This is a genomic window from Nonomuraea sp. NPDC049709 (genome assembly GCF_040674815.1).
GTDB lineage: Bacteria > Actinomycetota > Actinomycetes > Streptosporangiales > Streptosporangiaceae > Nonomuraea.
On record NZ_JBFANM010000009.1, the window covers coordinates 96857 to 123379 of the forward strand.

General features: G+C 71.0%; 30 protein-coding genes and 1 tRNA gene. 15 read left to right on the forward strand and 16 right to left on the reverse strand.

Features of this window, described 5'->3' with window-relative positions:
• Window positions 1-26: 26 nt before the first annotated feature.
• The gene (locus AB0J69_RS11115) at window positions 27-794 is read left to right on the forward strand and encodes a nuclease-related domain-containing protein (RefSeq protein ID WP_364115337.1); all 768 of its coding nucleotides are present in this window, start codon (window positions 27-29) and stop codon (window positions 792-794) included.
• A gap of 129 nt (window positions 795-923) precedes the next feature.
• On the opposite strand, the gene AB0J69_RS11120 is transcribed toward AB0J69_RS11115, so the two are convergent.
• Both AB0J69_RS11120 and AB0J69_RS11125 read right to left on the reverse strand, forming a co-directional pair.
• Complete coding sequence (locus AB0J69_RS11120) at window positions 924-2297, reverse strand: VWA domain-containing protein (protein ID WP_364115339.1); 1374 nt, start codon at window positions 2295-2297, stop codon at window positions 924-926.
• The gene (locus AB0J69_RS11125) at window positions 2290-3129 is read right to left on the reverse strand and encodes a MoxR family ATPase (protein WP_364115341.1); all 840 of its coding nucleotides are present in this window, start codon (window positions 3127-3129) and stop codon (window positions 2290-2292) included. The genes AB0J69_RS11120 and AB0J69_RS11125 overlap by 8 nt, the downstream gene beginning before the upstream one ends.
• A gap of 100 nt (window positions 3130-3229) precedes the next feature.
• On the opposite strand from AB0J69_RS11125, the gene AB0J69_RS11130 reads away from it, so the two are divergent.
• A tRNA-Lys gene (locus AB0J69_RS11130) sits at window positions 3230-3303 on the forward strand.
• Window positions 3304-3361: 58 nt separating this feature from the next.
• On the opposite strand, the gene AB0J69_RS11135 is transcribed toward AB0J69_RS11130, so the two are convergent.
• Window positions 3362-5722 (reverse strand): right-handed parallel beta-helix repeat-containing protein, encoded by a 2361-nt coding sequence (locus tag AB0J69_RS11135; protein ID WP_364115343.1) that lies wholly within the window; start codon window positions 5720-5722, stop codon window positions 3362-3364.
• A gap of 169 nt (window positions 5723-5891) precedes the next feature.
• On the opposite strand from AB0J69_RS11135, the gene AB0J69_RS11140 reads away from it, so the two are divergent.
• Window positions 5892-6284 carry a hypothetical protein gene (locus tag AB0J69_RS11140; RefSeq protein WP_364115345.1) on the forward strand — a complete coding sequence of 131 codons (393 nt, stop codon included), beginning with the start codon at window positions 5892-5894 and terminating at the stop codon, window positions 6282-6284.
• 78 nt (window positions 6285-6362) lie between these two features.
• Here the strand turns inward: AB0J69_RS11140 and AB0J69_RS11145 are convergent, their stop codons facing one another.
• Window positions 6363-7142 (reverse strand): hypothetical protein, encoded by a 780-nt coding sequence (locus AB0J69_RS11145; RefSeq protein WP_364115347.1) that lies wholly within the window; start codon window positions 7140-7142, stop codon window positions 6363-6365.
• A 97-nt stretch (window positions 7143-7239) separates the two neighbouring features.
• Here AB0J69_RS11145 and AB0J69_RS11150 point away from each other — a divergent pair, with 97 nt between their 5' ends.
• Entirely contained in the window at window positions 7240-7665 is a 426-nt protein-coding gene (locus tag AB0J69_RS11150; RefSeq protein ID WP_364115349.1) for a RidA family protein, read from the forward strand.
• Here AB0J69_RS11150 and AB0J69_RS11155 read toward each other — a convergent pair.
• Window positions 7660-9237 (reverse strand): SMI1/KNR4 family protein, encoded by a 1578-nt coding sequence (locus tag AB0J69_RS11155; protein ID WP_364115351.1) that lies wholly within the window; start codon window positions 9235-9237, stop codon window positions 7660-7662. The two genes, AB0J69_RS11150 and AB0J69_RS11155, sit on opposite strands and share 6 nt — an antisense overlap.
• Before the next feature lie 60 nt (window positions 9238-9297).
• Between AB0J69_RS11155 and AB0J69_RS11160 the strand changes: the two genes are divergently transcribed.
• Both AB0J69_RS11160 and AB0J69_RS11165 read left to right on the forward strand, forming a co-directional pair.
• Window positions 9298-10134: an SDR family oxidoreductase gene (locus AB0J69_RS11160; protein WP_364115353.1), complete on the forward strand. Its 837-nt coding sequence runs from the start codon at window positions 9298-9300 to the stop codon at window positions 10132-10134.
• Between the two features lie 189 nt (window positions 10135-10323).
• The gene (locus tag AB0J69_RS11165) at window positions 10324-10845 is read left to right on the forward strand and encodes an NBR1-Ig-like domain-containing protein (RefSeq protein ID WP_364115355.1); all 522 of its coding nucleotides are present in this window, start codon (window positions 10324-10326) and stop codon (window positions 10843-10845) included.
• Window position 10846: 1 nt separating this feature from the next.
• Here AB0J69_RS11165 and AB0J69_RS11170 read toward each other — a convergent pair whose 3' ends face one another.
• The 4 genes from AB0J69_RS11170 to AB0J69_RS11185 all read right to left on the reverse strand — a co-directional run bounded on the left by AB0J69_RS11170 (window position 10847) and on the right by AB0J69_RS11185 (window position 15167).
• On the reverse strand, window positions 10847-11497 hold the full coding sequence (locus tag AB0J69_RS11170; RefSeq protein ID WP_364115357.1) for an NAD(P)-binding domain-containing protein: 651 nt from the start codon (window positions 11495-11497) through the stop codon (window positions 10847-10849).
• Window positions 11498-11601: 104 nt separating this feature from the next.
• Entirely contained in the window at window positions 11602-12027 is a 426-nt protein-coding gene (locus AB0J69_RS11175) for a VOC family protein (RefSeq protein WP_364115359.1), read from the reverse strand.
• Between the two features lie 75 nt (window positions 12028-12102).
• Window positions 12103-13551 (reverse strand): serine/threonine-protein kinase, encoded by a 1449-nt coding sequence (locus AB0J69_RS11180; protein ID WP_364115361.1) that lies wholly within the window; start codon window positions 13549-13551, stop codon window positions 12103-12105.
• Window positions 13548-15167 carry a serine/threonine-protein kinase gene (locus AB0J69_RS11185; protein ID WP_364115363.1) on the reverse strand — a complete coding sequence of 540 codons (1620 nt, stop codon included), beginning with the start codon at window positions 15165-15167 and terminating at the stop codon, window positions 13548-13550. Before AB0J69_RS11185 ends, AB0J69_RS11180 begins: the two co-directional genes overlap by 4 nt.
• A 285-nt stretch (window positions 15168-15452) precedes the next feature.
• Between AB0J69_RS11185 and AB0J69_RS11190 the strand changes: the two genes are divergently transcribed.
• From AB0J69_RS11190 to AB0J69_RS11200, 3 genes are all read left to right on the forward strand, one after another.
• A complete protein-coding gene (locus AB0J69_RS11190; protein WP_364115365.1) occupies window positions 15453-15986 on the forward strand; it encodes a class I SAM-dependent methyltransferase in 534 nt (177 codons plus the stop codon).
• 146 nt (window positions 15987-16132) lie between these two features.
• On the forward strand, window positions 16133-16453 hold the full coding sequence (locus AB0J69_RS11195) for an SEC-C metal-binding domain-containing protein (RefSeq protein WP_364115699.1): 321 nt from the start codon (window positions 16133-16135) through the stop codon (window positions 16451-16453).
• 36 nt (window positions 16454-16489) lie between these two features.
• Window positions 16490-16795 carry a YciI family protein gene (locus AB0J69_RS11200; protein ID WP_364115367.1) on the forward strand — a complete coding sequence of 102 codons (306 nt, stop codon included), beginning with the start codon at window positions 16490-16492 and terminating at the stop codon, window positions 16793-16795.
• Here AB0J69_RS11200 and AB0J69_RS11205 read toward each other — a convergent pair.
• Window positions 16789-18006 (reverse strand): ATP-binding protein, encoded by a 1218-nt coding sequence (locus AB0J69_RS11205; RefSeq protein WP_364115369.1) that lies wholly within the window; start codon window positions 18004-18006, stop codon window positions 16789-16791. The two genes, AB0J69_RS11200 and AB0J69_RS11205, sit on opposite strands and share 7 nt — an antisense overlap.
• Window positions 18003-18659: a response regulator transcription factor gene (locus AB0J69_RS11210; protein WP_364115371.1), complete on the reverse strand. Its 657-nt coding sequence runs from the start codon at window positions 18657-18659 to the stop codon at window positions 18003-18005. Before AB0J69_RS11210 ends, AB0J69_RS11205 begins: the two co-directional genes overlap by 4 nt.
• Before the next feature lie 163 nt (window positions 18660-18822).
• On the opposite strand from AB0J69_RS11210, the gene AB0J69_RS11215 reads away from it, so the two are divergent.
• From AB0J69_RS11215 to AB0J69_RS11230, 4 genes are read left to right on the forward strand one after another with little or no spacing between them, the layout of a single operon-like run.
• Window positions 18823-19353 carry a hypothetical protein gene (locus AB0J69_RS11215; RefSeq protein WP_364115373.1) on the forward strand — a complete coding sequence of 177 codons (531 nt, stop codon included), beginning with the start codon at window positions 18823-18825 and terminating at the stop codon, window positions 19351-19353.
• Window positions 19353-20498 (forward strand): peptidoglycan-binding protein, encoded by a 1146-nt coding sequence (locus tag AB0J69_RS11220; protein ID WP_364115375.1) that lies wholly within the window; start codon window positions 19353-19355, stop codon window positions 20496-20498. The genes AB0J69_RS11215 and AB0J69_RS11220 overlap by 1 nt, the downstream gene beginning before the upstream one ends.
• The gene (locus tag AB0J69_RS11225) at window positions 20495-21220 is read left to right on the forward strand and encodes an ABC transporter ATP-binding protein (RefSeq protein WP_364115377.1); all 726 of its coding nucleotides are present in this window, start codon (window positions 20495-20497) and stop codon (window positions 21218-21220) included. The genes AB0J69_RS11220 and AB0J69_RS11225 overlap by 4 nt, the downstream gene beginning before the upstream one ends.
• Window positions 21220-22440, forward strand: a complete 1221-nt coding sequence (locus AB0J69_RS11230; protein ID WP_364115379.1) for an ABC transporter permease — start codon at window positions 21220-21222, stop codon at window positions 22438-22440. The genes AB0J69_RS11225 and AB0J69_RS11230 overlap by 1 nt, the downstream gene beginning before the upstream one ends.
• Before the next feature lie 32 nt (window positions 22441-22472).
• On the opposite strand, the gene AB0J69_RS11235 is transcribed toward AB0J69_RS11230, so the two are convergent.
• Window positions 22473-22913 (reverse strand): hypothetical protein, encoded by a 441-nt coding sequence (locus AB0J69_RS11235; RefSeq protein ID WP_364115381.1) that lies wholly within the window; start codon window positions 22911-22913, stop codon window positions 22473-22475.
• Between the two features lie 156 nt (window positions 22914-23069).
• On the opposite strand from AB0J69_RS11235, the gene AB0J69_RS11240 reads away from it, so the two are divergent.
• On the forward strand, window positions 23070-23396 hold the full coding sequence (locus AB0J69_RS11240; protein ID WP_364115383.1) for an STAS domain-containing protein: 327 nt from the start codon (window positions 23070-23072) through the stop codon (window positions 23394-23396).
• On the opposite strand, the gene AB0J69_RS11245 is transcribed toward AB0J69_RS11240, so the two are convergent.
• Window positions 23390-24034, reverse strand: a complete 645-nt coding sequence (locus tag AB0J69_RS11245; RefSeq protein ID WP_364115385.1) for a helix-turn-helix domain-containing protein — start codon at window positions 24032-24034, stop codon at window positions 23390-23392. The genes AB0J69_RS11240 and AB0J69_RS11245 overlap by 7 nt on opposite strands.
• A 60-nt stretch (window positions 24035-24094) precedes the next feature.
• Here AB0J69_RS11245 and AB0J69_RS11250 point away from each other — a divergent pair, with 60 nt between their 5' ends.
• On the forward strand, window positions 24095-24385 hold the full coding sequence (locus AB0J69_RS11250; RefSeq protein ID WP_364115387.1) for a hypothetical protein: 291 nt from the start codon (window positions 24095-24097) through the stop codon (window positions 24383-24385).
• Between the two features lie 28 nt (window positions 24386-24413).
• On the opposite strand, the gene AB0J69_RS11255 is transcribed toward AB0J69_RS11250, so the two are convergent.
• From AB0J69_RS11255 to AB0J69_RS11265, 3 genes are read right to left on the reverse strand one after another with little or no spacing between them, the layout of a single operon-like run.
• The gene (locus AB0J69_RS11255; RefSeq protein ID WP_364115389.1) at window positions 24414-24926 is read right to left on the reverse strand and encodes a VOC family protein; all 513 of its coding nucleotides are present in this window, start codon (window positions 24924-24926) and stop codon (window positions 24414-24416) included.
• Complete coding sequence (locus tag AB0J69_RS11260; RefSeq protein WP_364115391.1) at window positions 24923-25501, reverse strand: YetF domain-containing protein; 579 nt, start codon at window positions 25499-25501, stop codon at window positions 24923-24925. The genes AB0J69_RS11255 and AB0J69_RS11260 overlap by 4 nt, the downstream gene beginning before the upstream one ends.
• On the reverse strand, window positions 25498-26481 hold the full coding sequence (locus AB0J69_RS11265; RefSeq protein ID WP_364115393.1) for a rod shape-determining protein: 984 nt from the start codon (window positions 26479-26481) through the stop codon (window positions 25498-25500). Before AB0J69_RS11265 ends, AB0J69_RS11260 begins: the two co-directional genes overlap by 4 nt.
• Window positions 26482-26523 lie beyond the last annotated feature (42 nt).

The following is a 26523-nucleotide window of genomic DNA, read 5'->3' on the forward strand; positions in this document are numbered from 1 at the left end:
ACATCTACTCTTTCGGGGAGTTTGCCGTGCCCGGTGGCTCTATCTACGTGCAGCCCAACGAGAAATACACTGGCTCATCCCCGCAGTGGTGGTACGAGAAGTTCTGGCGCGAGGATGCTCCGACCCGGCGCAAGTTCAGGTACGCCAAGGCCGCTGTGGGGTTCGTGATCGGCGTGGCGGTGGCGCTGAGGTTCGACGCGGCAGGCGCGTCCGTCCTGTTCGGCCTGCTGCTGGCGGGGATCGTGGCCGGGGGTGACTGGTTCCTCTACTGGCACGCCTTCCACAAGACCGCCGTGTGGCGCGGGGCGCGACGCGGCGAGGCGATCACGGGGCGCATCCTGCGCCGGTCGCTCGGCCGGCACGGCTACAGCGTCCTCGACGGCCGGGCCATCCGCGGCCAGGCCTCCATCGACCACCTCGTGATCGGCCCGGGCGGCGTCTGGATCATCGACAACGAGTCCTGGAGCCCGGACACCGAGATCGCCTGCTACGCGGGGCGGCTGTTCTTCGGCGAGAAGTACGGCAGCAAGGTCGCCAAGCCGCTCGTGGAGCGGGCCGAGGCGTTCGCCGAGCTGCTGACGCGGGAGACCGGCGTCCCGGTGGCCATCACGCCCGTGCTCGTGGTGCACTGCGGGCTGCTGCCCAAGGGCGGCATGGTGATGGCCGAGGGGCTCACGCTCCTCAAGCCGGGGCTGGCGGCCAGGCTGATCAAGGACTCCGACGGCGGCGTGCTGAACGAGGCCCAGATCGAGCTCCTGGCCCGCACCGCGGCCCGCGAGCTGCAGAAGGTCTGACACGGCTTCTGACGTCACCTGCTACGCGACTTCTGACGTCACCTGCTACGCGACTTCTGATGTCGCCGGGTCCGCGACTTCTGATGTCGCCGGGTCCGCGACCCCCCCCAATGTCGCCGGGTCCGCGACTCATGCCAGCGTCTCGATGAACGCGGTGAGCTGGGCGACGTTGCGGCACTCGTACATGGGGACGATCGTGCCGTAGTCGCTCGCGATCGAGTCTCCCGTGTCCCACTGCGGCTTCGGCTCGGGGTTGAGCCAGTAGGCGTGGCGGGACCTGGACACCAGTGACTTGAGCACGTCCAGGGCGGGTGGCTGGTAGTTGGAGCGGGCGTCGCCCAGGATCAGCAGGGACGTCTTGGGGCCGATCGCGTCGGCGTACCGTTCGGCGAAGCGCTCCAGGGAGTGCCCGTAGTTGGTACGCCCGAAGCGGACCATGTCGGCCTCGTTCGCCAGCCTGGTCATGGCCTCGACCACGTCCGAGCCCGGCAGGAAGAACCGGGTGATCTCGTCCACGGTGTCCACGAAGCCGAACGCCCGCACCTTGGTGAACTGCTCCCGCAGCGCGTACGTGAGCAGCAGCGTGAAGTGCGCGAACGACGAGACCGAGTCGCTGGTGTCGCAGAGGATGACCAGCTCGGGCTTGTGCGGCCGGGGCGGCTTGAAGTGCGTGGTCAGCGGCACGCCGCCGCTCTGCAGCGAGGCCCGCATGGTCCGCCGGAAGTCGAGCCGCCCCCGCCGGCCCTTCCTGTGCTTGATGGTCAGCCGCGCGGCCAGGCGCCTGGCCAGCGGGTGGACCTCCCTGCGCAGCCTGGCCAGGTCGGCCTTGGTGACGCGGAGGAAGTCGATCTGGTCGAGCGGGGGACGTACGGCGGAGCGGGCGATGCGCTCGATCCCGGAGTCCTCGGCGATGCGGCGGCGCACGTCGGTGGCGACGGCGTCCTCGAAGCGCCGGAGCCCGGACGTGACGCGCTGGCGCACGGTCTTCTCCGCCAGCCCCCCGCGCTCGCGGCCCTGCAGGACCTCGCGCAGGATGCCCGCCATCAGGGTCTCGGGCGACAGGGCCCGCATGACGCTGTAGGAGAACCAGTTCTGCCGGCCGGGCCCGGCCTCCTGCCGGCCGAAGCGCTCGACCATGGCCCGGGCGAACTCGCGCATCTCCTGCTCGGAGGAGCCGGTCAGGAGCCCCGCCAGATGCGCGCGCAGCTCCTTGACCTCGGCCTTCTCCAGGTCGATCCCGCTGAGGGGCCGCGCGAGGGACAGCCCGCTGGTGGACGGCGGGAACCACAGGTCGAACAGCACGTCGAACCCCGGCCGGTAGGCGGGCTTCTTGACCAGCGTCGCCGCGTACGCCGCGCGCAGCGACTCCCGATCGGCCAGCTCGATCACCCGCATGGCGTTCGCCGCGTCCAGCCCCTCGGCCACCGACACCGGCACCCCGGCCTCCCGCAGCGCGTGCACGAAGCCGACGTGCCGGTCGACCAGCGACCCGCGCTCAGGCATCGGGCAGCCCCAGCTCCTTGACCGCGCGCACATGGTCGGAGGCGTGCTTGAGCACCACGCCGAGCGTCCCGGCCACGGTGGCCTCGTCCAGCTCCTCCCGCCCGAGGGCCAGCAGCGTGTTGGCCCAGTCGACGGTCTCGGCCACCGACGGCGCCTTCTTCAGCTCCAGCGCCCGCAGCGTGGCCACGGTCCTGGCGAGCTGCTCGGCCAGCTCGGCCCGGATGGTCGGCACCTGGGCCAGCACGATGTCCCGCTCGCGCTCGGGGGTCGGGTATTCGATGTGCAGGTAGAGGCAGCGCCGCTTGAGCGCCTCCGACAGCTCGCGGGTGGCGTTGGAGGTCAGCACCACGTACGGCCGGCGCGTCGCGGCGATGGTGCCCAGCTCGGGGATCGTCACCTGGAAGTCGGACAGCAGCTCCAGCAGCAGCCCCTCGACCTCGACGTCGGCCTTGTCGGTCTCGTCGATCAGCAGCACGGTCGGCCGCTCGGACCTGATGGCCTTGAGCAGCGGCCGCTCCAGCAGGAACTCCTCGCTGAAGATGTCGTCGTCGGCGCTGGTGGCCTGGATCCGCAGGAGCTGCTTCTTGTAGTTCCACTCGTACAGGGCCCGGGCCTCGTCGAGCCCCTCGTAACACTGGAGCCTGATCAGGTCGGCGCCGGTCGCCTGGGCCACCGCCTTGGCGAGCTGGGTCTTGCCGACCCCGGCCGGCCCTTCGACCAGCAGCGGCTTGCCCAGCGCGGCGGCCAGGAACACCGAGGTGGAGATGGCGTCGTCGGAGAGGTAATCCACGGCGGCGAGCCGCTCCGTCACGTCGGCTGGCGTGTCGAACATCGATGCTCCTGTCTGAAGGCCGAACTTTATTCTAGCGGGTCGTGTCCAGCTGATTCCGATTCGACCAGGATGCGGATCACCGGTATATTTCTTCCTGCCAGCGCCGCTAGCTCAGTTGGTTAGAGCAGCTGACTCTTAATCAGCGGGTCCGGGGTTCGAGTCCCTGGCGGCGCACCGGCATCCGGGCATCCCCGCGAGACGCGGGGATGCCCGAAGTCGTTTCCGGGCCGGATCAGCGAGGGCCGATCCCGTCCAGGGTGAAGTTCCTGTTCCAGTCCCGCACCCATGCGCGGCCGAAGCCCTCTTCGGCGTTCAGCGGTGTGGTCCGGGCGTCGAACGTGCCGGTGGCCGGGTCGAAGGCGAGCTCGGCGGCGGTGGGTCGCTTGACGTTGAAGGAGTCGAAGTCCGGGTTGAACGTCTTCACGCTCAGCCCGCCGGCGTCGTCGGTGTAGGCGAAGTCGCCCGTGCCGATGCTCACCGACCGGGTCAGCACGTTGCGGGCGGGGACGTACACGGAGTCCGGGTCGCTCCATACGTGTTCGTCGGTGCACTCCGTGGTGCCGATCGCGGTGCAGACCCGGCCACTGGCGTCGGCGGGGACGTACCAGTCGCGGATGTTCGGGTACTGCCGGCCGTAGCGGCGGTACCACCGCTCGACGTTCTCCCGGGTGTTGGTGAACCCGGTGCCGTCCCCGGCCTTCAGCATGTCGTTGAACCGCTCGATCACGACCTTGGAGTTGGCCACCGGCAGCCGCTTGCCGCCCTCGTGGTAGAGCTTGTCGTGGCCGAGGTACTTCACGTCCTTGAAGACGTTGTCCGCGGCGACGTTGCTGTGGCCGGACTGGTAGAACAGGCCGTGCTGGACGTTGTCGAAGAAGTTGTGGTGGACCACCATCCCCGACATCCCGTCGTCCATGTAGACGGCCTGGTTGCCGTCCGCGCCGATGCCTCTGAACAGGTTGTACGCCACCACGTTGTTCAGGTACGTGTAGTCCCGCCCCGCGTAGATCACGCCCTGGTCCGAGGCGTGCGTCACGAGGTTCTCGAACCTGTTGTGGCTGATCTCCATGTCGTTGCCCATGATCTGGATGGCCATGTGCGGCGCGTCGTGGACGTGGTTGTAGCGGAACGTGTTGCCGACGCCGTACATGTACCCCGCCGGCGTGTACGTGGCCAGCTTCGAGAAGTCGTAGATCTCGTTGTGCTCGACGACGTGGTCACCGCGTTCGAGCGAGTCGCGGTCGCCCCCGGCCGTGAACACCCCGCCGCCGCCCAGGTCGTGCAGCCTGCTGTTGACCACCCGGTTGCGGTGGCCGCCCCGGCTCGTGCGGTATTCGGCGATCGCCGTGATCGCGTCGTTGGCCTCGCCGATCGCGACCGCGTCCATGCTGACGTTGAGGATCTCCAGGCCGTCCACGGTGCACGACTCGGCGTCCAGCAGGCGTACGGCGGTGCCCGTGGTGCCGTTCAGCTTCAGGCCCTTGAGCGTGACGCCCTTGACGTTCTCCAGCTGGAAGAAGGGGGCGTCGAAGGAGGTGAGGCTGATCTCCTTGCCCTCGACCGTTCCGCCCGGTGGATAGTAGTAGAGCGTGTTGTGGTCCTGCCGGCGGTCGATGTAGTACTCACCCTCGGTGTCGAGCTCGCTCAGCACGTTCTGGGCCACGAACGACGTCCACTTGTCGGTGGCCACGTACATGGTGGGGTAGCTGGTCCTGAGGTCGTTGCCGCCGACGGAGTCGATGCGTACGCGGTCGTTGGCATAGTTGTTGCCGAAATATCCGGACAGCCAGCCGTCGGTCTCGTGGGCCGTGTTGTCGGGCTCCGTCGTGCCCGTGGGCCTGGCCCAGGTGGTGTAGCGGGCGGCCACGGCGGGGTCGGTGATCGTGTAGACGGGGCCGGGGAGGCGGAGCATGTCCTCGTACGGCAGGGTCGTGCCGTCGGGGGTCTTGTCCGAGAAGTAGTCGCGGGCGCCCTTCGGGGCCTCCTTGACGGTGATGTGGTCGCGGTCGAGCTTGGCGTCGCCGTTGGGATACTGCGCGAGGGTCTGCGTGACGTCGTCGGTGATCAGCTCGGGGGCGAAGGGCTGCGGCTTCCAGTTGAAGCCGTTCTTGTTGAGCCGGCCGGTGGGGATGCCTTCCGCGCCCAGGTCGTACACGTAGACGTCGGGGGCCGCGGCGGCCGGGACGCGGGCCTTCGACGACCACTTCGTCTCGCCCGCCGGGACGTCGCTCAGCCTGCGGAACCGGTCCGGCGCGAGCGTGGTGACCCCGGCCAGCTCGACCTGCTCGCCGGGGTAGGCGGCGTAGGTGACGTAGGAGTGCTCCTTGCCGGTGACCCCGATCGTCCTGGACGTCCGGTAGACGCCCTCGCGGATGTAGACGATGCCGGGAGTGCGCTCGCCGGTCCTGCCCGCCAGTGCGTCGCGGGCGCGTTCAATCGTGGCGAACGGGTCTTTCTTGGTGCCGGTCGCGTCGTCCCTGCCGTTCTTGGCGACGTACACGATGTTCGTGGTGGGGGCGGCCGCCGCCGGGTGGGCGCCGGCGGCGGTCGCCATCAGGGCTGCTAACAGGGGGAACATCACTCTTCTCGGCATGCTCCGGCAGACCTCCTTGCGTATCAATCGATACAATATGACAGAGTACAAAAGTGCCTTTCTGCTGCACCGTAACGCCGGAGCCGCCGGAGTTCAATGGTTTGACTGTCGGCCGCGCCTGCTATCCATGGCTCGACACGTTGACGACCACGAACGATGGAGCCGCGACATGGCCACGGTCACCTTCAGGGACGAGAGCGCCACCGGTAAGCCGTTGGACGAGTTCACGCTGCCCGACCTGCCGGAGCGCATCTCGGCGCGCGAGCTCGTCCGCCTGCGCGTCCGCGAGGAGGTCGCCCGCTACAACGCAGTCCCGACCGCCCGGTTCCGCGGGCTGGTGCGGCCGGTGGGCGCCGAGGTGGAGCTGAACGGCTACCGCATGGGCGCCACCCGGAGCATCGACTGGGAGCGCCAGGCCGACATCGCCGAGCGGGCGTTCCAGAGCAACGGATTCCTGCTGCTGGTGGGGGATCGCCAGGTCGACGACCTGGCCGAGTTGATCGACCTCACCGTGGATCCGGTCGTGTCGTTCGTCAAGCTCGTGCCGCTGGTCGGCGGCTGACGCGAGCGCCGTGCGCGGCCTCCCCGGTGGCTTCCCCGGTGGCTTCCCCGGTGGCCTCTCCGGTGGCCTCTCCGGCGGCTAGGCCGTGCGGCGGGGTCTGCGCAGGCGCAGACCGGTGGCCGCGGCCAGCACGACCACGAGGCCGGTCACCATCACCGCCCGCCCGTCGGGCCCGGCCTCCCCGCCACCACCCGTGGACACCCCGCCGGACGGGGTGTCGGTGGTCTCCGGGTCCTCGGTGGTCTCCGGGTCCGAGGTCTCGGGGTCCGAGGTTTCCGTGCCGGTGTCGTCCGGGCTGGGGCTCGGGCTGTCGTCGGGGGTGGGAGTGCCGCCGTCGGCACCGACGACGGTGAGGGGATACTCCGTCAGGGCGTCCTTGTCCTTCACCTCGCACTCGATCAGGCGCTCCTGAGGGCGGGGGCCGAAGTTGATGGAGGCCGCGTGCACGGTGCCCTCGTCCGCCTTTCCCGGCGTCGTCTTCAGCTGGGCCGTCTCGGGGAGCGGCACGGTCTCCCCGGGGATGACCGTGCCGAGCGGGGCGACTCCCGTGGCGGAGGTCAGGTCCTCGATGCCGCTGATGCCCGCGTAGACGTACATGTTGATCTCGCCCTCCAGGCCCGTGGCGGGGACGATCAGTTCGGCGCCGGTGACATAGGTCCCGCGCCAGCCGATCGTCATCTCCTCGTCCACCGTGGCCTGCGCGGGCACGGTCAGCACGACGTCGATGTTGACGTCCAGCTTCTCGCCCGTGGCGGTGGTGGTGCACTGATATCCCACGACGTCCGCGGCGGCGGGAGCCGCGGGGAAAACGACGCACGACACGATCGCGGCGGCTAAGACGGCCGGCTTGGCGCGCATGGCGGCTCCCTCGCGGCGGATGGTGCACAAGAGGAGACGGTGCTGGAGGACACCTGGTTGACACGATTGTCCACTTCGGTCGGGTAAGAAGACAGTCATGACCACAGGTGTTCGACTCATTCGTAACGACCAGCTGACCCAGCGGGTCGAATACGCGTACGCGGCGGCCGTAGAGGTTCCCCTCCGCTCGATCTGGGTGGCGGGTGCCTGCCCGCTCGACCTCGACGGCGAGACGGTGGCCGTCGGCGACTACGCCGGGCAGACCCATCAGGTGATGAACAACCTCATCACCGCCCTGGAAGGCGCGGGCGCGTCACTGACCGACGTCGTCAAGACCACCGTGTACGTCGCCTCCGGCAAGCAGGCCGACCTGGTGACGGCCTGGGAGGTGTACCGGGAGTACATGGGCGCCCACGACGTGCCCAGCACGCTGCTCGGCGTCACCGTGCTCGGCTACGCCGACCAGCTCGTCGAGGTCGAGGCCGTCGCGGTGATCACCGGGGCCGGCCGGTCGGGGTCATGATCGGCTCGTGCTCTCCCAGTCCAGCTCTCCCTTGACGATGCGGGGCCGCCAGCCGCGGATCGGCTTGCCGGTCTCCAGCGATCTCGCCGTCGCCCTGAGCAGGGCCAGGTAGGAGGGCCACACCGGGTCACCCTCGAAGGTCAGGCCGGTCTCGTTGAAGTATTCGCCGGTCTTGCCCGTGTCGGGGTCGATGAACAGGTTTCCGCCGTCGTGGGCGGTCGCGAACGGGATCAGGCGCCCGTGCCACCAGTCGATGGCCAGCTCCGGTTCGTGCACCACCAGACCGCACATCATCTTCCACTCCGAGCGGATGGCCTTGACCGACATCAGCTCGTAGAACGGGGCGGGGCCGAAGCCCCAGGAGCCGCCGCCGTCGTGGCGGAGCAGCGAGGCGCGCAGGTCGTCGGGGAAACGCGCCCCGATGGCCGCCTCCGCCCGGGCGATCGCCGCCGGGCCGGCCGGGGGCCGCAGCAGCTCGTACGTGCGGGGCGCCCTGCGGGCGAGCCAGCGTTCGATGCGCCGCCAGACCGCGCCGACCTCGGCGGTGACGCGCGGGTCCGGCACGCGTACGACGGGCTTCTTACGGGTCGGGCGGCAACCGGTGGCGCTGATCTCCTCGGCGGTGGGCGGCTCCGGGGTCGGTTCAGCCGTGGGGGTCGGCGTGGGGCGGGGGCCGCCGGCGCAGCCCGTACGCGGTTCGGCGGGCTCCTCGGCCCAGCGCAGCTCGCAACCGGCGGTCACCGTGGGGTACCAGTCGCGCAGCGCGGTCCCGCTCTCCAGGGCGCCGGCCATGGCTTCCAGCATCGCCACGTACGAGGGCCAGCCCATGGGGCCGTCGTAGCGGAGACGCTCGCCGGACTCGGCCTCGCCGACCCGGCCCGTACGGGGATCGACGACGAGCTCCTGGCCGCGCCCGGTGGAAGCGATCGGCAGCAGGCTGCCGTGCCAGACGCCGTCCTCGGGGTCGGCCAGCTCCATGTCGCCCGCCAGCACCACCTCGTGGCAGTTGCCCCAGTTCAGGTAGGAGATGGTGGACAGATCCGTCAGGCCGTACGCGCCGGGCAGCTGGAATCCCGAGCCCAGGTTGCCGTCGGCGCCGTCGTGGCGCAGGAAGGACGCGTACAGGTCGTCGGGCAGCCGGCGCTCCTGGTAGTGCTCCCACTCGGCCACGCGATCGGGCTCGATGCCGAACTGGAGCTTGCGCAGCGTAGCCGAGGCGTGCGCGCCGAGCCACTTCTCGATGCGGTCCCAGGCGCGTCCGACCCGGGCGGCGACGGCGGCGTCGGGGGAGCGGGTCGCGTACGCCGGAGTGGAGTACGGCTCCGGCTCGGCCGCCACGTCCTCGTCGCCCCAGGTGAGCGGGGGGCAGCCGATGGAGCGGGCCTCCTCGGCCGTCATCGCCTGGGCCCTCATCTCCGCCTCGAACGCGGGGTCGCCGCAGGAGATCGAGGAGTTGACGAAGGAGCACATGTGATATTCGACGGCCGCGGGCGCGCTGGCTGCCAGGCCGCCCATCAGGAGGATCGCCACCAGGCCCAGCCGTACGGGATGCAGCCGACGTAAGCCGATCATGCGCGGCACCCTATGGCATGGTTCCGACAAATCCCGGACGGCGGTCAATAGGGTGCCGGTATGTCGTTCACCGTCACCACGGGCGCCACCGGCCGGCTCGGCGGCCGGGTCGCCGCGCTGCTCGCCTCAGCCGGTGTCGAGCAGCGGCTCGTCTCCCGGCACGCCACCGACCAGGCCCCCCGCCTCGACCGCGCCACCGCCGTCGACGCCGGCTACGGCGACCGCGCGGCCATGCGCCGGGCGCTCGAAGGGGCTTCGACCGTGCTGTTCGTCTCGGCGTCGGAGAGCTCCGACCGCCTCGAACAGCACCGCACGTTCGTCGCCGCCGCCCGCGACGCCGGTGTCGCGCACCTGGTGTACATCTCCTTCTACGGCGCGGCCCCGGCGGCGACGTTCACGCTCGCCCGCGACCACTGGGCCACCGAGCAGTACATCCGCGACAGCGGCCTGCCCTTCACCTTCCTGCGCGACAACCTGTACGCCGACTTCCTGCCCGGCATGGCCGGCGACGACGGCGTGATCCGCGGGCCGGCCGGGCAGGGGCGGGTGGCGGCCGTGGCCCAGGACGACATCGCGGAGGCGGCCGCGGCGGTGCTGCTGCGGCCCGGTGAGCACGAGGGGGTGACGTACGACCTCACCGGCCCCCAGGCGCTCACGCTGGACGAGGTCGCCGCCACTCTGAGCAGGGCGACGGGACGCACGATCACCTACCACCCCGAGACGGAGGCCGAGGCGTACGAGTCCCGCCGGGTCTACGGCGCGCCCGGATGGCAGGTGGAGGCGTGGGTGTCCACCTATCTCGCGATCGCCGCCGGGGAGCTCGAAGGGGTCACCGACGCCATTCCCCTCCTCACCGGGCACCCCGCCACGAGCCTGGAGGAATTGCTCAAGCGTTAATGAATATCTGCAGCGAAGGTCATTGTTTCCGTCGTTTCGATTCGCACCGTCGGGCAATACGCGAGCGGGTAATCTGCGTGAAGTCGTGACGGGCCGATGCGATGGGCGAGTATTCGCGTGCGAATTTCGCGGAGCCGCCGGGGCGCCGGCCGGGTGTCCTCCTCGTCGGAGGACAGGTCGAGCACCGTGGTGGCCGCCTGGATCGGGGTGGCCGGGGCGATCGGCTCGGCCGTGATCGCGGGCGTCTTCGCCCTGCTGAGCGGTGCCGACCAGCCGCCGCCGGCCCCCGCCCCCGCCCCCGCGGCTGCGGTTGCGGTTGCGAGCCAGTCGCTGATCAGCGGCGATGACATGAAGACCACGGCCGATCCGACGCTGCAGGACGGAACCAGGCTGGCGGCCGGCGCGAAGGTCACCAAAATGTGGCTCGTCCGGAACAAGGGCGACGTCAACTGGAGAAACCGCTACGTCCAGCGCGTCGGTGACGACCCGTGTGTTTCGTCGGAGCGACGCGTTCCTGTTCCCGATGCCGACCCGGGCGACACGGTGGCCGTCAGCGTGCCCATCACCGTGGGCCACAATTCGGCGGGCAGGTGCGTGGTGAGCTGGATGATGGTCGACGCCCAGGGCCGCATTCTTTTCCCGCGGAAAATCAATCCGCCGCCCAAGAACGGGAACCTGTGGCTGGACATCGAGGTGTTCCCGGCGAAATAGGCTAGCTGCGGGCCGGCGGGACCACCCGTATCCCGAAACCGTACGCGCCGATGGCGCCGGCGATTCCCAGGAAGAGCAGGCTGTAATGTTCCTGGCCCCGGGCCGTGGCGATGCCTCCCAGGTCGAGCAGCGACTCCGTGGGCCAGCCCAGGTCGTTCAGCAGCCCGCCGACCGTACGCTTGGCCTCGGCGTCATCCCCTGACAGGAAGACCGTGCTCGGGCCCTCCAGCGAGTCCGGCGCGACCATGAGCTCTGAGTCGATGGTGCAGAGCGTCTTGACGACCATCGTGTCCGGGTAGGACCGCTGGATCTCCTCGCCGAGGCTCTCTCCGAGATGGGAGAGCGCGCCGTCCTCCGTGAAGCCGACCGCCACGTCGAGCAGCACCTTCCCCGCCAGGGCCGGCGCGCCTACCTCGGCGAGCAGCGGCACGGACGCCGTGCCGGGCGTCGCGTTGACCACCACGCCGGCGCCCGCGACGGCTGAGGACACGTCCACGACCGGCACGGCCTCTCCGAGCGCGGCCGCCAGTTCGGCCCGCAGTCCCGTATCGTCCGGCCGCCGCGATCCCAGGACGACGTCATGGCCCGCACCGGACCAGCCGGCGGCCAGCGCCCGCCCTACGTTCCCCGTTCCGAGAATTCCGATCTTCATGGTGTCGACGCTATGGCGGTCGCGCCCGTCGCCGCCTCCTGCCACGGCCGGGTGTGCCCTCCGCCATTGGTCGTAGGACCGGGCGCGGACCTCTGCCGCCTGGCCTAGACGGCGAACACCTGCGCGTCGTCCGCGAACGCCTTGAACTCCAGCGCGTTGCCCGCCGGGTCCAGCAGGAACATCGTCCACTGCTCGCCGGGGAGCCCCTCGAAGCGCAGGTACGGCTCGATGACGAACGTGGTGCCCGCCTCGCGGAACCGCTCGGCCAGCTGATGAAATTCCGGAATTGTCAGGATCAGTCCGAAATGGGGGACCGGGACGTCGTGGCCGTCCACGGGGTTGTGCGCCCTTTCCTGGCGGGTGGGGGCCAGGTGGGTGACGAACTGGTGGCCGTACAGGTTCCAGTCGATCCACCGTTCCGAGCTGCGGCCCTGGGCGCAGCCGATGAGCTTGCCGTAGAAGTGGCGGGCGGCGTCCAGGTCGTCCACGGGGACGGCGAGGTGGAAGCGGGGGAGACGGGCCTCGGTCATGAGGGGATTCCTTCCGGGGTCGTACGGTGATCGTTAGGTACCCGGAAGCCCTCCCGCGAATCCGGGCCCGCCGGGTCACCAGCCCTTGTTGAAGTCGCAGATGTTCACCGTGACGCTCTTCTGGCTGCGGACGGGCGTGATCACCTCGAAGACCACGCGATACGTGCCGGCCCGCTTCCACGTGATGGAGGGCAGCAGGGGTCTGGAGGAGGAGGTGCCCGCCTGCCTGCCCTGGTTCTGCCCGTTGACCAGCCAGCGGTAGCTGTAGGGGCCGGTGGCGGAGACCTTGGCCCAGATGTTCATGTCGTAGCGCCAGCAGTCGCCCAGCCTGATGCCCTCGTACGTGAACGCCACCGACTTCACGCCGCCTCCGCCGCTGGTCGTGGTGGGTCTCGCGGTCGTCTGTCCGGTCGGCGTCCTGGTGGGAGAGGCGCTGGGCCCGGCAGTCGGTGTGGTGGTGGGCTCGGCCGTCCTGGTGGGCTCGGCCGTCGCGGTGCGCTCGGCCGTCGTGGTGGGGCGCAGGGCTCTGGCCGACCCCTTCGCCCGGCTCGGCGGCCGGGTCGTGGCCGGGCCTGGGGTGGTGGCCCGCGTGGTGACGGTGGCGGTGCTGGTCTCGCCGCGCGAGGGCAGCCACAGCCACGCGGCGGTCAGGGCCCCGGCCACGACGATCGCCGCGCCTCCGGCCAGGAGCGCGGTGGCCGGCCGGTTGCGGGGCGCCGCCCGGGTGGGGCCGGTCCGCATGACGGGGACGGGGGCCGAACGTGGTGGGGGCGGGCCGCCGATGAGCTGGAAGAGGACGTCCTGCATGGCGGGGCGGGCGGCGGGGTCCTTCGACAGGCAGGCGTACACGATCGAGCGCAGCGGCTCGGGGACGTTCCCGAGGCGCGGCTCGTCGTACTGGATCCTTCTGATCACCGCCGGCAGGGAGTCGTTGCCGAAGGGAGGGGCGCCGGTGGCGGCGTACACGATCACGGACCCCCACGCGAACACGTCCACGGCCGGCCCGGCGGGCGCGCCCAGGAACTGCTCGGGCGCCATGTACGCGGGCGTCCCCACGATGCTGCTGGTACGGGTCACCGCGTCGTCCATGGCCCGCGCGATGCCGAAGTCGATGACGCGCGGCCCGTCGCGGCCGAGCAGGACGTTCGCGGGCTTGAAGTCGCGGTGGACGACCCCGGCGCGGTGGATGGCGGCCAGGGCGGTGGCGGTTGCGACGGCCAGGCGTTGCAGGTCCGCACCGGTGTGCGGGCCCGCCTGCTGGAGGGAGGGGCCCTCGACGTACTCGGTCACGATGTACGGCCGCGCGCCCAGCGAGGCGTCCAGCACCTGCGCGACGCAGAACGGCTCCACCCGCCGGGCGGCGGCGATCTCCTTGGCGAAGCGGCCGTCACCGGCGACCCCCTCGCGCAGCACCTTGACGGCCACGGGTGTGCCGTCGGGGGAGGAGCCCAGGTACACGACTCCCTGGCCGCCCTCCCCGAGCTGCTCGACGATCCGGTAGGGGCCGATGGCCTCGGGTGTCATTGGTAGTCGTCCAGGTCGCAGACGTTGATCGAGATGCTCCTTCGCGCGGTGGAGGGCGCGGTGACGCGCAGGGCTATGGTGTGGCTGCCGGCGTCGAGCATGTACTGTCCGGCGGTCACGAACGCCGTGTAGTCGTCCTCCGGCACCCAGGACTTCCTGCTCTCGCGGGTCCTGCCGTCCACCTCCCACGCGTACGAGATCCACACGCCGGGGCGGCTCGACTCCACCCTGGTCTGGAAGTGCACCGGGGGCATGTAGCAGCCGCTCGACTCGGACTGTCCTGGGCCGCCGGACAGCTCGATCGCCAGAATGCTGACCCTGGCCGCCGTGGCCGGCTTCTTGGTGGGAGTGGGGGTGGGGGTCGGGGTGGGGCGTTTCGTCGTAGGGGTGGGGGTCGCGGTCGGCTTCCGAGTCTCGCGAGGGGTCCTGCGAGGGGTCTTGCGGGGCTTTGGCGTCGTCGGCTTGTGTGCGGTCTCCTTGGCGGTGGTGGGGGCGGAGCTGGGGGAGGCGGCGGCAAGCGGTGCCGAGCCCGGTCTGCCGGACCACGGGGCAAGCCAGACGACCCCGCCGACCAGCGCGACCACCAGGACACCGGACACCCCGGCAACCACCGGCACCCCGACCCGCCCCCAACGCCCCGGCCCCGGCCCTGGTCCCGGCCTCAGCCCCGGCCCTGGTCCTGGTCCCGGCCTCAGCCCCGGCCCTGGCCCTGGCCCTGGCCCCGTCCCCGGCCCCGGCCCTGCCATCGGTCCGGGCCCTGGCCCCCGCGCCGCACCGGCCGTCGCCCCCTGCCACACTCCGGGAGCCGGCCCGAGACCCGTCCACGGAGTCGGGTGGTGGCCGCTGAGCAGGCGCAGGATCACGTCCCGCATGGTCGGCCGGGCCCGTGGGTCCTTGGCCAGGCAGTCGTACACGATCGAGCGCAGCGGCTGAGGCAGGTCGCCGAGCTGGGGTTCGTTGTGCAGGATGCGGTTGATGATCGCCGGCAGCGTGTCCTGCCCGAACGGCGGCGTCCCCGTGGCCGTCCACACGATGACCGACGCCCACGCGAACACGTCCGCCGCCGGCCCCACCGGCTGCCCCGCGAGCTGCTCGGGTGCCATGTACGCGGGCGTGCCCACGATGCCGCTGGTGTGCGTGACGGCGTCGTCCATGGCCCGCGCGATGCCGAAGTCGATGACGCGCGGCCCGCCGGGTCCGAGCAGGACGTTCGCGGGCTTGAAGTCCCGGTGCACGATGCCCGCCTGGTGGATGGCGGCCAGCGCCGTGGCCGTGGCGACCGCCAGCCGCTGCAGATCGGCTCCCGTGTGGCGCCCGGCCTGCTGGAGCGAGGGCCCGTCGACGTACTCGGTCACGATGTACGGCCGCGCGCCCAGCGAGGCGTCCAGCACCTGCGCGATGCAGAACGGCTCCACCCGCCGCGCCGCCTCGATCTCCTTGGCGAACCGTTCGTCGAACCCCGGACCGCCCCGCAGCACCTTGACCGCCACCGCCCGCCCGTCGGGCGCCCGCCCGAGGTACACGGTGCCCTGCCCGCCCGAGCCCAGCCGGCCGAGCAGCCGGTACGTCCCCACCGTCGCCGGATCGTCCTCCCGCAGCGGTTCGACATGCGCCATGAGAGAGGTGACTCCTGAGGTTGATTTGGTGGATGTTGCGTACGATAGCGACCCACATCCACATATGTAGGGAACTTTCGAATCTGTCGAACCCTTTGCCGGCTGTCCGTAGAGTGGCGGGATCATGGAACTGACCACGGATGCCGAGCTGGAACGGTCGACGGTCGTCGCCAACCGCCTGATGAACCGCGAGCGCCGCCTCATCAGCTACGGCCGCGAACTCGGCATCGACATCGCCGCCGTCCTGCGCGCCGCCGGCGCCAGGCCCGCCCGCTGGCTCGATCTGTGCTGCGGGGCCGCGTACGCCCTCGGCGAGGCCACCCACCTGCTCGGGAACGACGCCGAGATCGTCGGCGTGGACCTGGTCGGCTACTTCGCCTGCCCGCCGGACCCCCGCGCCTGCGCCTGGTCACCGCCTCCGCCCTCACCTGGCGTCCGGACGCCCCGTTCGACCTCATCACCTGCGTACACGGCCTGCACTACATCGGCGACAAGCTCGCCCTGCTGGCCAGGATCCCCGGCTGGCTCACCGAAGGCGGCCTCTTCGCCGCGAACTTCGACGTCCGCAGCATCCGCCTGCCGGACGGCACCCCGGCAGGCCCCCACCTGACCTCCGCGCTGCGGTCGCAGGGATTCCTGTACGACGCCCGTACCAGGAGGATCCGCCACACCGGCGGCCGCGCCGTCGACCTCCCGTACCGCTACCTCGGCGCGAACGACCAGGCCGGCCCCAACTACACCGGCCAGCCCGCCGTCGACTCCTACTACGCGGCACCAGGAAAACCCGTCGCGACCCCGAGCGCCGGCGACCTATCGTGACCTTCGTCCACCCCGGATCCGAGGAGGCCACCATGCACCGCGACGAGATGTCCTTTTGAGCCGACCAGCAAGCGCCGCCGGGGGTTCCCTCTAGCGAGACCCACGTCAAGCGCGGCGACCGGCGCGCAGGTCGCGACAAGGAGCTGATCGAGAAGCTCGGCGGCAACGACCCGTGCCCCTGCGGCTCCGGACGCCGCTTTCCGCCGCTGCTGCCGCTCCAGCGGCCGCTACGACGACACACTCGGCCACTACTACGTCCGCGACCGCGACACCTGACACCCCGGTCTCGCGAGGGACGCCTTCGCGAACGCGCCCCTCGCGATTCGCGGCCTTCCGCGAGCGCGGGGGCCCGTGCGGCGAATCCGTGGCCACCGCCGACCGCCAACCGCCCTCGATCCGAGCCCCGACCTGGCGTCCGGCTCGTCCTCCGACCCGGCCCGGCGCTTGTCGTGAGGCGGGCCCGGTGAGCGCACCTCTATATGCACCTATATATAAGGAAAGACATGATGCATGTGCTCCTGGTGCGCTACACCGTCCCGATCGATCAGGTGACCCCTCACGTGCCGGGTCACGTGGCCTACCTGGAGCGCCGGCACGCCGACGGCACCTTCCTGCTGTCCGGTCAGACGGTCCCCGACGACCTCGGCGGGGTGATCCTGGCCAGAGGGACCCGCGAGCACGTCGAGAAGGTGGCCCGGGAGGATCCGTTCGCGGTGACGGGGGTGGCGGCGTACGAGATCGTCACCGTCGACCCCGGCGGCCGGATCCACGACACCCTGCGCGGGCTGATCGAGAGCGGCGGTCAGTAGTCCCGGGCGCGGGGCAGGGCGACGGCGACGATCAGCCCGCCGCCCTCCCGGGGCCGTGCCCGGACGTCCCCGCCGTGCGCCATCGCCACCGACCGCACGATCGACAGCCCCAGCCCGGCGCTCGTCCCCGTCACCGTGCGGTCGGACGCCTGCCGGTGGAACGGCTTGAACAGCAGCGGGATGTCGTACGGCGGCACGACCGGCCCGGTGTTGCTGACCTCCACCTCGACCTTCCCCCCGGACACGGTACGGCTCACGACCCGCACCCACCCGCTGCCGTCGTCCACGTTGTACCGGATGCCGTTCTCCACCAGGTTGTGCACGAGCCGTTCGAGCAGCAGCGCGTCCCCGGTGGTCGGGGCGGGCGCGGTGACCTCGTAGACCGTGACCTTGGCGTCGGAGGCGTCCCCGGCGATCTGCGCGGCCACGTGCGTCACCACGTCGGCCAGGTCCACCGGCGACCGGTCCGCGATCTCCTGCTCGGACCTGGCCAGCAGCAGCAGACCGCTGATGAGGCGCTCGTGGCGGGTGTTGATCTCCAGCAGGCTCTCGCCCAGTTCCTTGACGTCGGCCGAGGCGGTACGCCGGTGCATGGCCAGCTCGACCAGCGCCCGGTTCAGCGTCAGCGGCGTACGCAGTTCGTGCGAGGCATTGGCCACGAACCGGCGCTGCCCGTCGAAGGAGTGGTCGAGCCGCTCCACCATGGTGTCGAACGTGTCGGCCAGGTCCTTGACCTCGTCCGCCGGCCCGTCCAGCGCGATCCGCTCGGACAGGCCGCGCTCGGCCATGGGGGCGGCGGCGATCCGGCGCGCGGTGTCGGTGACCAGGTTGAGCGGGGCCAGCACCCGGCCCGCCACCACCCAGCCCAGCGCCACGGCCCCGCCACCGACCACGACGAGCGCGATGGCGCCCTGGGCGAGCAAAGAGGTGATGGCGGCGCTGCGCAGCTCCAGCTCCTGCTGCCGCATCCACTCGAGGGCGGCGTCGCCGTACACCGTGACGCCGTCCTTCACCAGGAAGAGTTGCTTGGTCCGGCCGGGCTCGGGCTTGAACCGGTCCTCAAACGACTGGTTGAGCTGCTGGTTGAACAGGAGATACGTGACGGCGAGCAATGTCAGGCCGGCGAGGAAGAACAGGGCGCCGTACACGAAGGTGAGCCGGACCCGCAGTGTGGGCCGCACCCCGCGTGGCAACGGCGGCAGCAGGTTCATGCGATCCGATACCCCACTCCCGCCACGGTCTCCACGACCGGCGGGTCCGCGAGCTTGCGGCGCAGCTTGAGTATGGTGAGCCGGACCGCGCCCGTGAACGGGTCCGCGTGCTCGTCCCACGCCTTCTCCAGGAGCTGCTCGGCAGAGACGACGTTGCCGTCGGCCCGCATCAGCTCGGTCAGCACCGCGAACTCCTTCTTCGACAGCGGCACGAACCGCCCGTTCCGGAAGACCTCCCTGCGCGCCGGGTCGAGGGTGATCCCGGCCCGCCGCAGCACGGGCGGTACGGCCGGCCGCGAGCGCCGGCCCAGCGCCAGGACGCGGGCGGCCAGCTCGGGGAAGGCGAACGGCTTCGGCAGGTAGTCGTCGGCCCCCAGGGACAACCCGGTGATCCGGTCGTCGAGCTGGGCGGCGGCGGTGAGCATCAGCACCCGCGCGTCGCAGTCGGAGGCCACCATCTCCCGGCAGACCTCGTCGCCGTGCACGCGCGGCAGGTCGCGATCCAGCACGACCACGTCGTAGTCGTTCACCGCGATGCGCTCCAGCGCGGCCTCGCCGTCGTGCGCCAGGTCGACCGCGTGGGTCTCCTCCCGCAGCCACTCGGCAATCGCGTCGGCGAGCATCGGCTCGTCCTCAACCACCAGCACCCGCATGGCTTACCTCAGGCCCTTCTATCCGCTTACAGAGCCGAGTGTGACCTAGGGGGCATTTGCTGCAAATAAGCCGCCGACGGAAACGCTGAGGAAACAGCGGGCCCTATTGCATCTCCCCTCGACGACGTTCATTCGACGGTTCGTACGACGGAGGAGATCTTTCATGCGAGGACGAATCCTCAGTGCCCTGGTCACAGCGCCTTTCGCGCTCACCCTGGCCCTGACCGGCTGCGGCTCGGACGCCGGGGGCGGAACAGGGGTGGCCTCGGTCAGCGGGGGCACCGGCACCCAGGCCGCGGCCAGCGCCAAGCCGAGCGAGGACCCGCAGGCCAAGGGGCTCAAGTTCGCCCAGTGCATGCGCGAGAACGGGGTCGATGTGCCGGACCCCGACTCGAGCGGCAGGTTCATGATGAAGTTCGACAAGAACACCCCCCAGGAGAAGGTCCAGGCGGCCCAGGAGGCGTGCAAGCAGTACGCCCCCAGCGGCACGCGCCAGGGCGGCGGCGACCCGAAGATGGCCGAGAACCTGCGCAAGCTCGCCCAGTGCATGCGCGACAACGGCGTCGAGAGCTACCCCGACCCCGAGGGCGGCATGATGCGCATCACTCCCGAGGTCGGCGAGGACCCCGACTTCAAGTCCGCGCAGGAGAAGTGCCAGAAGGAGTCCGCTGAGGCCGGTATGGGAGGTTCTTGATGGGCCCAGTGAAGGACGGGACCACCCTGGACGGGCGGGCCGAGCCGGAGGCGGCGCCGTCCCGGCCACGGCGCCGGCGCGGCCGGGGGAAGCTGGTGGCCGGGCTCCTCGTCGTGGTGGCCGCCGCGGGAGGCGGGTTCGTCGCGGTGAACAGCACGGGCATGCTGGACGGGGGCGCCGGCCCGACCCGGTCGGCCAGCGCCGTGCCTCCGGCCACCACCACGGTGAACAGGCAGACCCTCAACGAGACCACGGACGCCGACGGAGAGCTCGGCTACGGCCCGGTGACCACGGCCGTGAGCCGGCAGCCGGGGACGATCACCTGGCTGCCCGAGAGCGGCGCGACCATCAGCCGCGGGAAGTCGCTGTACCGCGTGGACAACAAGCCGGTCACGCTGATGTACGGCGACACACCCGCCTACCGCGACCTGAAGAACGGCTTGGAGGGCAAGGACGTCGAGAACCTGGAGCGCAACCTCAGCAAGCTCGGCTACGACGGCTTCACGGTCGACGACGCGTTCACCTGGGACACGGCCGAGGCCGTCATGGAATGGCAGGACGACCGCGGCCTGGACGAGACCGGCGTGGTGGAGCTGGGCCGGGTCGTCTTCGCCCCGAACAAGGTGCGCGTGGAGAGCCTCGACAGCGAGGAGGGCCAGCCGGCGCAACCCGGCCAGAAGGTCCTGACCTACACGGGCACGAACAAGGTCATCACGGTGCAGCTCGATGCCGAGGACCAGCGGATGGCCAAGAAGGGCGCCAAGGTCGAGGTCACCCTGCCGGACGGCAAGAGCGTCAACGGCAAGATCACCGAGGTGGCCACGGTCATCGTCCCGGGCGAGAGCCAGAACGCCGAGCCGGAGACGCGGGTGGAGGCACTGGTCTCGATCGGGAACGCCAAGTCCGCCCGCGGGCTCGACAAGGCCTCGGTGGACGTGACGTTCACCGCCTCGCAGCGCAAGAACGTCCTGACCGTTCCGGTCGCGGCGCTCGTGGCGCTGCAGGAGGGCGGGTACGGCCTTGAGGTCGTCGAAGGCGGCACCTCCCGGTACATCGCGGTGGAGACCGGAATGTTCGCCGGGGGCCGGGTCGAGGTCTCCGGGGGCGGGCTCACCGAGGGCATGACCGTGGGGATGCCGAAATGACATACCCCATGATCGCCCTGACGGACGTGTCCAGGACGTACCCGGGCGGGGTGGCGGCGCTGAAGTCGGTGTCGCTGCGGATCGACCACGGCGAGCTCATCGCCATCGTCGGCCCGTCCGGGTCGGGGAAGTCGACCATGCTCAACGTGGTCGGCACCCTCGACCGGCCGTCGTCCGGATCGATCCACATCGACGGGTACGACGTCTCGAAGCTGTCCGACAACCAGCTCTCGGCGCTGCGGGCGACCACGATCGGGTTCGTCTTCCAGTCCTTCCACCTGGCCGCGAAGGTCCCCGCGCTGGACAACGTGGCCGACGGCCTCGTCTACACCGGCCTGAGCAGGGCCGAGCGGCGCCGCCGCGCGGTCGTGGCGCTCAAGCGGGTGGGGCTGGAGCACCGTCTGGACCACGAGCCGCACGAGCTGTCCGGCGGCGAGCGGCAGCGTGTGGCCATCGCCAGGGCGGTGGCGGGCGACCCGCCGCTGCTCCTGGCCGACGAGCCCACCGGCGCCCTGGACTCGGTCTCGGGCAACGGGGTGATGGAGCTGCTGCATGAGCTGAACGCGAGCGGCACCACCATCGTGATCATCACACACGACCGGGAGATCGCCGCCAGCCTGCCCAGGCAGGTACGGATGCGCGACGGCGAGATCATCTCCGACTCCGCCGACGGCTCCCGGGAGGAGCCCTGGCCCGAACCCATGGAATCCGGGGTGGCGTGATGGCGGTCATCGAGGTGCCGCGGCCGAAGCTGGCGCCGGCCAGGATGCGGCCGCGCGACGTGATGCGGGTCGGCGCGGTCGGCCTGCGTACGCGCCCGCTGCGGGCGTTCCTGTCCGCGCTGGGCATCGCCATCGGCATCGCGGCCATGGTCGGCGTGGTCGGGCTCTCGTCCTCCTCGGGCGCCGAGCTCGACCGCCAGCTCTCCGCGCTGGGCACGAACCTGCTCACGGTGTCGTCGGGCACCACGCTCATGGGCGAGGCCGCCCAGATGCCGGTGGACGCGGAGGCGATGATCGAGCGGATCGGCCCGGTCGAGTCGGTCTCGTCGATCGGGAAGGTGGCCGAGGCCAAGGTGTACCGCTCGGAGCAGATCCCCGAGGCCCAGACCGGCGGCATCAACACCTACGCCGCCCGCCTCGACCTGCCCGCCGCGGTGGGCGCGACCCTGCGCAGCGGGACGTGGCTCAACGCGGCCACCGAGCGTTTCCCGGCCGCCGTGCTCGGCTGGGCCGCCGCCCAGCGGCTCGGCATCGGGTCGGCCGGCCCGGACACCCAGATCGTCGTCGGCGGCATCCGCTTCACGGTCGTCGGCATCCTGGAGCCCGTGGCGCTGGCCACGGACCTGGACAGCGGCGTCATGGTCGGCTGGCCGGTGGCGGAGAAGGAGCTCGACTTCGACGGGCACCCGACCACGCTCTACACCCGCTCGGACGAGGCCCAGCTGGAGGCGGTACGCCAGGTGCTGGCCGGCACGGCCAACCCGGAGGCGCCGAACGAGGTGGACATCTCCCGCCCGTCCGACGCGCTGGCCGCCAAGCAGGCCACCAGCCAGGCGTTCGCCAACCTGCTCCTGGGCGTGGGCGCGGTGGCCCTGCTCGTGGGCGGGGTCGGCGTGGCCAACACGATGGTCATCTCGGTCCTGGAACGCCGCGCGGAGATCGGCCTGCGCCGCTCGCTCGGGGCGACCCGGGGTCAGATCCGCACGCAGTTCCTGGCGGAGTCGCTGCTGCTGTCCGCGATGGGTGGCCTCGGCGGCATCCTGCTCGGGACGGGGGTCACGATGGGGTACGCGTTCTACAGCGGGTGGCCCTCGGTCGTGCCCGCGTGGGCCACGATCGGCGGCCTGGCCGCGACCCTGGGCATCGGCGCCGTGGCCGGCCTCTACCCGGCCATCCGCGCCTCGCGCCTGTCACCGACGGAGGCCCTGTCCACACCGTAGGAAATCGTGGGGAACCGTAGGAAGACGCGCGCCTACCCGGGCGCGTAGCAGATCGTCCTACCCACGACCTGGACCCCGGGCTCGTCCCCCGAGACCACCGTCAGCTCGAACGTCACCCGCGTCCGCGGATTGCGCAACACCGCCACGGCCTGGGCCTCGTCCCGCAGGTCCAGGTCGTCGACGACCTTGTCGTAGCCCATGGCCTGCAACCGCTCCAGCAGCCCGGCCGTGGCGTCCACCAGGTCGCTCTCCGCCCGGAAGAAGTGCCGTGCCCGTCCCTGCCCGCATGTGTCGTCCGCCACCGACTCCACCGCCGACAGGTGCAGCTCCGCGGCGCTGAGCAGGCTGGTGGCGTCGGTGTCGAGCTGCCGGGCGGCCTCTTCGAGGGTGGGCAGCTCGGCCGCCGCCGCGCAGGCCGTCACCGCCACGACGCAGAAGAGCACCGCGGAAAAGGCGTGACGGCGGGCGCGCACGAGCAGACCCTATCGAAGATCACCACCGGCTAACGGGCAAATTGCACAAAAGGCACAAAATCTGTGCAGCGCGTGGCCACGGCGGGCCTCAGCATAAAGCCATCTTTTGCGGGCAGATCATGACGGTGTACGGCAGGCGCCCCCAACCGGAGCCGGATGACCTTCGAAACTGACGACAAGGCACGCGTCACCCTCGTTGCGCACCCGTTCGGCCTGCGTATCACCGGCGAGATCGACCGCGGCAACCGCCACCTGCTCGGCGACGCCCTCGACTGGGCGATCAACGCGGGCAGCAACGACATCCGGCTCGACCTGTCCGGCCTGACGTTCATCGACGTGGCGGGGATGCGCCTGATCGTCGCCGCCGCCGCGCGATTATCCTCGGAGCGGGAGATCGTCCTCGCCCCGGTCTCGCGCACGGTGTGCCGCGTCCTCGAGGTGACCGGCTGGGCGGACGCGCCGGGCCTGCGGGTGGGTCACTGATCCCCCGGCTCGGCGAGGAGCTGGACGGCCAGCGTCCGATACACCCACTCCTCATACCGCTCGGGTGACCAGCCCCGGTCCGCCACCAGCAGCAGGAAGAGCTCGGGGCTGAGCAGCGCGAACAGCACGTCGGCCGCCACCTCCACCGGCACGTCCGGTCGCGCGCCCGGCTTGGCCATCAGCGAGGCGGCCGTGGTGCTCTGCACGACGTGGCGCGGATCGGTGCCCAGCGACCAGAGCGCCGCCACCTCGGGGTCCATCGCCACCGCCGTGTCCAGCACCTTGGTGATCGGCGCCACCCGCTCGAGCACCGGCCGCGTGCCGCGCACGTGGGCCCGCAGGTGCGCCTCGGCGTCCCCGGTCGCCATGGCCGCCTGGAACCAGGGCCGGTCCAAGGTCGCCACCGGCTCGTCGTCACCCGCGACGGTGACGTCCACCAGCTCCTTCAGCAGCGTGCGCTTGTTGCCGAAGACGAAGTAGATCGTCTGCACGGCCACGCCCGCCAGCTCCGCGATGTCCTGCAGGTTCGTGGTGCCGTAGCCGTCGCGGACGAACAGCTCCCCGGCCGCCTTCAGGATCCGCGCCCGGGTCTCGCGGGCCTTCTGGGTGCGCTTGCTGACCCTCTTGACATCGCTCATAGCTAGAGCTTAACTCTAGTCATCGTTACTAGATGCCAACTCTAGAGATGGAGTCCAGTCATGGCCTACCTCCGCATCATGAGCTACACCGCCGACCCCTCCGACGCCGAGCTGCTCCTCGCCAGGCGTGCCGCGCTCATCGCCGCGGTCCGCGCCAAGCTGCCCGGTCTCGTCGAGACCAGGATGGTCAGGGTCGACGACCGCACGTGGACCGACTCCTGGCGCTGGGAGTCGAAGGCCACCTTGGAGGCCGCTGTCGCGGCCGCGCACTCCATGCCGGAGACCGAGCCGGCGTTCGCGCTGGTCAAGGACATCACCAGCCAGGAGGGCGAGATCGTCGACGAGCGATGAGCCGGGGCGGCCCTGGGAGCACGCCCTCCTAGGGCCGCCATCGGCGCAGGTCCGTGTCCTTCTCGTACGGCTGCGCGTCCGGATAGGTCAGCAGCTCCACCGTCCCGCCCCAGGGTGTCCGGCAGTAGGCGAACCGGTTGCGCTCGCCCGCCTCCGGCCCCGGCAGCGGCACCGGCTCCGACAGCTCCGTCCCGCCCGCCTCGGTGACCAGCCGCAGCGCGGCCTCCAGGTCGTCCACGTACAGGGCGACGTGCTGCCAGCCCAGGTCGCACGGCACCACCGCGTCGGCCTGCCGCGGCCCGCTGAACTCGAACAGCTCGATCCCGGGCCCGTTCGGCAGGCGCAACATGCGCACCGCGACCTCGACGGTTCCCTGGGGCACGCCGAGCCGCCGCTCGGTCGCCCATCCACCCTTGGGTCCCTGCTCCCGGGGAAGGGTGTCGTAGAGCACCTCGGCCCCGAAGGCGCGGGCGAAGAACTTCGTCGCCGCGTCGAGGTCGGGCACGGTCACCCCGACGTGGTCGATGCCGCGGACGGTCATGGACTGCCTCCTGTTCTGGACAGCGCGTCGAGCTTGCGTTCGATGCGGTCGAGCCGGGTGTGCAGCTCCTGGACGTCGCCGCGCTCGGCGGTCTCCTCCTCGGGGCGCAGCCGGACGAGGACGGCGCCGCCCGGCTCCAGCCGTACCAGGCTCGTGTCGGCCACGGTCGTACCGCCTCTGAGCTGGATCGTCACGTCCAGGTCGGCCTGCCGCACGCCGAGCCGCCGCAGCGCCGAGGTCAGGTAGTGCCCGTCGCGGGCCAGCACGACCGGGCTGCCCTCGACGAGCCTGCCGACCATGGGCACCGCCGCGGCGAACCGCACCACCACCGCGTTGACCGCCATCAGGATCACCACCCCGGCCAGGCCGCCGGCCAGGGAGTTGTCGGGTCCGATGATCGCGTTCTGCACGACGTTGCTCATCAGCAGCATGACGACGAAGTCGAAGTTGTTGAGCTGCGCGATGCCGCGCTTGCCGCCGATCCGCAGCAGCGCCGCCACGGTCAGGTAGACGGCGACGGTCCTGATGGCCTTGTCGGCGAGTGAGACCCCGGTGTGGAAGAGGTCGTCCGTCATGTACGGCCGCCCCGGAGCCTCCCGATCAGTCCCAGCTCGTCCACGCACCTGCCCAGCCCGAGCGCCACGCACTCCAGCGGGCGCTCCGCCCGGTGCACCGGCATGCACAGCGCCTCGCGCAGCCGCCGGCCCAGCCCGCGCAGCAGCGCCCCGCCGCCGACCAGCACCGCGCCGCGAGCCCCGAGGTCGGCGGCCAGCTCGGCCGGGCACCGCTCGACGGTCTCCTCCGCCGCCCGCGCGATGGACTCGACCGGCTGCGCGGTGACCTCGAAGATCTGCTGTACGGGCAGCGCCAGGTCGCGCTCCCGGCCGGTGTCCGGGTCGCGGGCCCGCACCACGACCTCCGCCTCCCCGTCGCCCGCGCGCCGCTTGGCCGACTCGGCCTCGGCGTCGTCGAGCTGCAGCCCGTGCTCGCGTTCGACGTAGCGGGCGATGGCCCTGCTCACGGCCCGCCCCCCGTACGGGACGGAGCCGGCCGCCACCACGGACTCGCCGGACAGCACCGCGATCCGGGCGGAGTCCCGCCCGATGTCGATCACCATGTGGCCGGTGCAGTCCGTGAGCGACAGGCCCGCGCCGAGCGCCGCCGCCAGCGCGTGCGGGATCAGCCGCACGGTCCTGGCGTCGGCCTCGTACGCCACGTCGCGCAGCGCCGCCCGGTCGATCGGGGTGGAGTCACCGGGCAGCGCCAGAACCAGGCGCGGCCGGGCGTACGGGTGCCAGTGCACCTTGCGCAGGAAATGCCGGATCATGCGCCGGGCGAGCTCGGCGTCGGCCGGGAGCCCGCCGCTGACCGGCCAGCACGTCCGGCCGCCGGCGCCCAGGGCGGCGGCTTCCGCGCCGTATCCGATGACCTTGCCGGTGCGGCCGTCGCACATGACGGCGGAGGGCTCGTCGAGCACGATGCCCTTGCGCTTGGCGTAGATGCGCGTGCTCGCGGCCCCCAGATCTATCGCCAGGTCACGACCGAGGAGACTCATCGCGGGATCTATTTCCTGGGTCGCTCCAACACAACACCAGGA